Genomic DNA, 1,312 nt, shown 5'->3' on the forward strand with positions numbered 1-1,312 from the left:
GACCAAGGGTGGCTCAAAAGGAGCGCAGCAATCTAGAAGAGTGAGGGAAAGATGGAGAAGCGAGCATTTCGTCGCGAAGAGAGCTTCGCCGCCGAGCGCGTCACGCGCGATTTGGTGAAGCCGTTTCTTGAGTCGAAGGGATACACACAGGTCGAAGACCGACGCGTGAAGCATGGCAGCAGTCAATCCCAACACGTCTCAGCGCTCGATGAAGACCACAAACCGGTAAGGCTCCTGAATCGCCCCGGGTTTTGAGGAGGCTCCAACCCTTGAGAAGATGGAGCCATGAACAAGTCGAACAAGTTCTCACCTGAGGTCTGCGAGCGCGCGGTGCGCTTGGTGCAGGAACATCGTGGGGAGTACCCATCGCTGTGGCTGGCGGTGGAGTCGATCGCGCCGAAGATCGGCTGCGTGCCGCAGACGCTGCTGACGTGGGTCAAGCGCCAGGAGATCGATGCCGGCGTGCGCGAGGGCGTGACGACGTCCGAGGCGCAGCGGGTCAAGGAGCTCGAGCGCGAGGTCAAGGAACTGCGTCGGGCCAACGAGATCCTCAAGGTGGCCAGCGCGTTTTTCGCCCAGGCGGAGCTCGACCGCCGATTCAAGTCCTGAGGGACTTGATAGACAAGCACCGTGACACATTCGGGGTCGAGCCGATCTGCAAGGTTCTGCAGATTTCCCCGTCTGGATATCGACGGTATGCGGCACTTCGGCGCAACCCGCAGGAGCGCTGCGCACGCGCCCAACGTGACGACGTTCTGGCCCCTCGGATCGAGCGCGTCTGGCAGGCCAACATGCAGGTCTACGGGGCTGACAAGGTCTGGCGCCAGCTGGCGCGCGAAGGCACGGCAGCGGCGCGCTGCACAGTGGAGCGGCTGATGCGTCGGCTGGGACTGCGCGGCGTGATGCGAGGCAAGATCGTGCGAACGACGATCAGCGACAGCAAGGCGCCATGCCCGCTGGACAAGGTCAACCGCCAGTTCCGCGCGGAGCGGCCGAACCAGCTCTGGGTCTCGGACTTCACCTACGTGTCGACGTGGCAGGGCTGGCAGTACGTGGCCTTCGTCATTGACGTCTTCGCCAGGCGCATCGTCGGCTGGCGCGTCAGCAGTTCGATGCGAACGGACTTCGTCCTCGATGCCCTGGAGCAGGCGTTGTACGCGCGGCAACCCGAACGGGATCGCAGCCTGGTGATTCACTCCGACCGCGGGTCGCAGTACGTGTCTATCCGCTACAGCGAGCGCCTTGCAGAGGCCGGCGTTGAGCCGTCGGTGGGCAGCAAGGGCGACAGCTACGACAACGCCCTGGCCGAGAC

General features: G+C 63.7%; 1 pseudogene and 1 other annotated feature. The pseudogene reads left to right on the forward strand.

Going from position 1 to position 1,312, the window contains the following annotated elements:
- Nucleotides 1-285 precede the first annotated feature (285 nt).
- Nucleotides 286-1,312: pseudogene (locus tag AC1D01_RS35005) on the forward strand (IS3 family transposase); the annotation flags it as partial.
- Nucleotides 564-680: a sequence feature (AL1L pseudoknot), on the forward strand. (Overlaps the previous pseudogene by 117 nt.)

This window comes from Rhizobacter sp. P3_B12 (genome assembly GCF_056402895.1).